This window comes from Rhizomicrobium sp., assembly GCF_056722145.1.
Genome location: NZ_JBWZET010000121.1, coordinates 1 through 4,540 on the forward strand (window position 1 = coordinate 1; position 4,540 = coordinate 4,540).

Consider the following 4,540-nt stretch of genomic DNA (forward strand, 5'->3'; position numbering starts at 1 on the left):
GTACGGTGCTGTCCGACGTTCGCGTCGTTGCCATCGATCAGTCGGCCGATAAGCCGGATCAGAAGGCGGTGTCCGACGTCAAGACGGTCACGCTCGAGGTTTCCCCCGAGCAGGCGAGCACCATCGCGACGGCCCAGGCGATGGGAACGCTGTCGCTGACGCTGCGCGCCCTTGGTGACAACAAAACGGCCGACGACGGCAAGCCGTCCGGCAACGACCAATCGGGAATTGTGACGGTGATCCGCTACGGCATGATGCGACGGGCATCCGGTGGCGGGGGAGCTCAGTGATGCGCAAGCGTTTCATTCCGCTGATCGTGCTGGCCGCGGCCGGGTTCGCGGCAAGTGCCATTGCGGCGCCGGCCGCGACCGGCGATGACGGTTCGGTCCGGACGATCGTCGTGTCGACCCGCGGCTCCGCCGGTCCGGCGCATCAGCGCGTGACCCTCGGTCTCGGCAAGGCGGCGGTGGTCGAAATCGATACCGATGCGCGCGATGTCGTCGTGTCCAATCCGGAAATCGCCGATGCGGTGGTGCGCACGCCGCGCCGGATTTTCCTGATGGGCCAGAAGGGCGGCCAGACCAACGCCTTCTTCTTCGATGCCGGCGGCAAGCAGATTGCCTCGATCGACATCCGCGTGGAAAAGGACACCACCGATCTCGCCAAGCTGATCAAGCTCTCCTTCCCCGATACCGACATCAGGGCGCAGGCGATCAACGACACCGTCATCCTGACCGGCCATGTCGCCTCGGCCCAGGAAGCCCAGCGCGCCACCGATATCGCCGCCAGCTTCACCGGCGATGCCAAGAAGGTCGTCAACGTGCTCGCCATCCGCTCGTCGGATCAGGTGATGCTGAAGGTGCGCATTGCCGAGATGCAACGTACCGTCGCCAAGCAGTTCGGTATCGACTTGACCAGCGCCATGACCGTCGCCGGCATGCCGATGACGTTCGGCACCTCGAACCAGTTCGGCCTCGTCGGTCACGCCCTCAACGATCTCTCCGGCGGCCAGGTCGGATCGGCTTGTGCCGGCGCGTTCTTCCCGAATACGGCAACCAATATCGTGACGTCGACCGTGGCCGGGGTTGCCGGAGCCGCAGGGATCACCAATCAGTCCGGCGCCTCGGCGACCTACGATCCGGCGACCGGGCGCTGGACGGTGACGAGCCCCTATACCGGCAGCAGCGTCGCCAATGGATCGGCGACCACGACCACCACCGCGACCACCAATATTCCCTGCACCAGCCCCAACAATCTGCAGGGCGCGGTGAAGGCACTCGAGCAGGTCGGCCTGGTGCATATTCTCGCCGAACCCAACCTCACTTCGGTGTCGGGCGAGACCGCGAAATTCCTCGCCGGCGGCGAGTTCCCGGTGCCGGTGGCGCGCGACCGCGACGGCAACGTCACGCTCGAGTTCAAGCAGTTCGGCGTCGGCCTGTCGTTTACTCCCGTGGTGCTGGGGCCGGGGCGCATCTCGTTGCAGCTGTCGACCGAAGTCAGCGAGCTGACCAACACCGGCGCCTACACGCTGCAAGGCACCACCTCGTCCTCGACGATGACCATTCCGGCTTTGTCGGTGAGGCGTGCCGAAACCACGGTGGAAGTGCCCTCCGGCGGCAGCTTCGCCATCGCCGGCTTGATGCAGCACACCAACAAGCAGGTGCTCGACGCCTTTCCCGGCGCCAAGGATCTGCCGATCCTGGGGGCGTTGTTTCGCAGCCGCGATTTCTCCAACGAGGAAACCGAGCTGGTGGTGCTGGTCACCGCCTACCTGGTGAAGCCGACAACCGAGGCGAAGCTGGCGGCACCGACCGACGGCTTCGTGGTCCCGACCGATCTCGAAACCGTTCTGCTCGGACGTCTCAACGCCACGTACAGCCATGACGGCGGTGCTGCCAAGACGGCGGACACCGGCGGTTACATCGTGCAATAGGAGTTCGCGGCCATGATCATCAGAGATGTTCTGCGTATCGCCGCGATCGGTGCGGTCATGCTGGCGGGAAGCTGCGCCTCGCCGACCGACGAGCTGTCGCGCGCCGACCCGACCGTCAATCACCCGATCGCCGTCGAGCCGCACTTCGCGTCGCTGAAGCTGTCGTTTTCGGCGCCGGAAGCGGGCCTGATGCCCGACGATACGGCGCACTTCCAGGCGTTCGTCGCCGACTATCTTTCGCGCGGCTCGGGCTCGATCTCGGTGTCGGCGCCGGAGGGCGGCGATGCCACCGCCGCGCTCAGCTATTTCGGCGGCCGGCTGTTTGCGATGGGGGTGCCGCGCTCGCGCATCATCGTCGGCACCCACCAAGGTGCCGATGCGCGGGTCGAACTCGGCTTCATCTCCTATGTCGCCAAGACCGATCCCTGCGGCGACTGGTCGGACAACGTCGCGCTGACCTACGACAACCGCACCACGCGTAATTTCGGCTGTTCCGTGCAGCAGAACATCGCCGCTGAGGTCGCCGATCCGCGCGATCTGATCGAGATGCGTCCCACCGATCCCTCCGATTCGGCGCGACGCGCGACGGTGCTCGACAATTACGAGAAGGGCAAAATCACCGCTTCCGAAAAGTCGAAAGACCAGACGGGCGCCGTCTCCGAAGTGGATAAATAACCGAGTGCCGGCCATGAACAGGACACCGCTTGAACCGTTTGGAGCCGCGCCGCACGAGCGCCCGGTGCCGCGCATCTCGATCCATGCGTTCTGCGAATTTCCCGACACCGGCGCGGCGTTGCAGCGGGCCGGCGCCGACCGTCGTCTCGCCAAGACGCATCTGACGGTGCAGCTCGGCGGCATCGCCGCGGCGGTCGATCATTATGCCGGCCAGGTGACGCCGAACCTGCTCATCGTCGAAACCCGCCTCGGTGGCCAGGCGGCGCTGGAGGAACTCGACCGTCTCGCCGACGTCTGCGATTCCGCCACCAAGGTGGTGGTGATCGGCCGCGTCAACGATGTCGAACTCTATCGCGAACTGATGCGCCGCGGCGCCTCGGAATACCTGGTGGCTCCGGTCGATCCGATCCATCTGATCGAGATCATCGCCGGACTGTATGCCGATCCCGACCGCCGTCCGATCGGGCGGGTGATCGCTTTCATGGGCGCGCGCGGCGGCGTCGGCGCCTCCACCCTGTGCCACAATGTCGGCTGGGTGATCGCCGAGGAACTGCAGGTATCGACCACCATCGTCGATTTCGACATGGCGTTCGGCACCGTGGCGCTCAATTTCAACGACGAGCCCGGCCAGTCGGTCGCCGACGCCCTGGCGACGCCGGAACGTCTCGACGACATGCTGCTCGAGCGCATTCTCCTGAAGCGCGGCGACTACCTGTCGCTGTTCGCGGCACCGGCCACCATCGATCGCGATTACGACCACGGCCACGATGCCTACGAAGCGGTGATCGATGCGGTGCGCCAGTATTCGCCATGCGTGCTGGTCGACCTGCCACATGTCTGGACGCCTTGGGTCAAGGCGACGCTGATCGCCGCCGACGAGATTGTCCTGGTGGCCTCGCCCGATCTCGCCTCGTTGCGCAATCTCAAGAACGTACTCGACCTGATGAAGATGAACCGGCCCAACGATACGCCGCCGCGCATCGTGCTCAACAAGGTTGGTGTCGCCAAAAGGCCCGAGATTCCGGTCAAGGATTTTGCCGACACCATCGGCGGCGAGCCGGCACTGGTACTGCCTTACGATGCGGCGGCGTTCGGTCAGGCCGCCAACAACGGCCAGATGCTCGCCGAACTCGGCCACAAGGGTCCGGTGGTCGACGGCATCCGCGCCTTCGCCGGAATGCTGACCGGCCGCAAACCCGTCGCGGCGCCGCAGAAATCGCTGCTGTCGCTGTTCGGCGGCAAGAAGAGGGCGTAAATGGGCTTCGGACGGCGCGCCACCATCGATGACGGCAAGCCGGCCCAGCGGCCGCGCGAGACGGCGCCGGTCGCGGTGCCGCCGGTCGTCGCGTCGGTGCCGAAATCATCGCCGCCGCCGGTGTTCGTCCAGGACTCCCGCTCCGAAGACTATTACCAGATCAAGGCGACGATCTTCTCGGCCCTGATCGACACCATCGATCTTGCCCAGCTCGCCCAGCTCGATCCGGATTCGGCGCGCGAGGAAATCCGCGACATCGTCAACGAGATCATCTCGATCAAAGCGGTGGTGATGTCGATCGCCGAGCAGGAGCAGCTGTTGCAGGACATCTGCAACGACGTGCTCGGCTACGGCCCGCTGGAGCCCTTGCTGGCGCGCGACGATATCTCCGACATCATGGTCAACGGGGCGGGGCGCGTCTTCATCGAAGTCGGCGGCAAGGTCCAGCTCACCAATGTGCGCTTCCGCGACAATGCCCAGCTGATGAACATCTGCCAGCGCATCGTCACGGCGGTGGGCCGGCGGGTGGACGAGGCCAGCCCCATCTGCGACGCCCGCCTGGCCGACGGCTCGCGCGTCAACGTCATCGTTCCGCCCCTGGCCATCGACGGCCCCACCCTGACCATCCGCAAGTTCAAGCGCGAGAAACTGACCCTGGACAAACTGGTGTCGTTCGG

The 4,540-nt window shown here is 65.4% G+C and carries 5 protein-coding genes; all 5 read left to right on the forward strand.

The genetic code is table 11. The features are described 5' to 3' along the window. A partial coding sequence (locus tag AC1P6P_RS06870; RefSeq protein ID WP_481401692.1) for an RcpC/CpaB family pilus assembly protein occupies positions 1 to 290 on the forward strand: 290 nt, incomplete at its 5' end. Further along, positions 290 to 1,933, forward strand: a complete 1,644-nt coding sequence (locus tag AC1P6P_RS06875; protein WP_481401693.1) for a type II and III secretion system protein family protein — start codon at positions 290 to 292, stop codon at positions 1,931 to 1,933. The genes AC1P6P_RS06870 and AC1P6P_RS06875, both read left to right, overlap by 1 nt. A gap of 12 nt (positions 1,934 to 1,945) precedes the next feature. Further along, complete coding sequence (locus tag AC1P6P_RS06880) at positions 1,946 to 2,608, forward strand: CpaD family pilus assembly protein (protein WP_481401694.1); 663 nt, start codon at positions 1,946 to 1,948, stop codon at positions 2,606 to 2,608. Between the two features lie 13 nt (positions 2,609 to 2,621). Further along, on the forward strand, positions 2,622 to 3,863 hold the full coding sequence (locus tag AC1P6P_RS06885; protein WP_481401695.1) for a CpaE/TadZ family protein: 1,242 nt from the start codon (positions 2,622 to 2,624) through the stop codon (positions 3,861 to 3,863). Further along, positions 3,864 to 4,540, forward strand: a 677-nt coding sequence (locus tag AC1P6P_RS06890) for an ATPase, T2SS/T4P/T4SS family (protein ID WP_481401696.1), incomplete at its 3' end; no start/stop codon positions are given.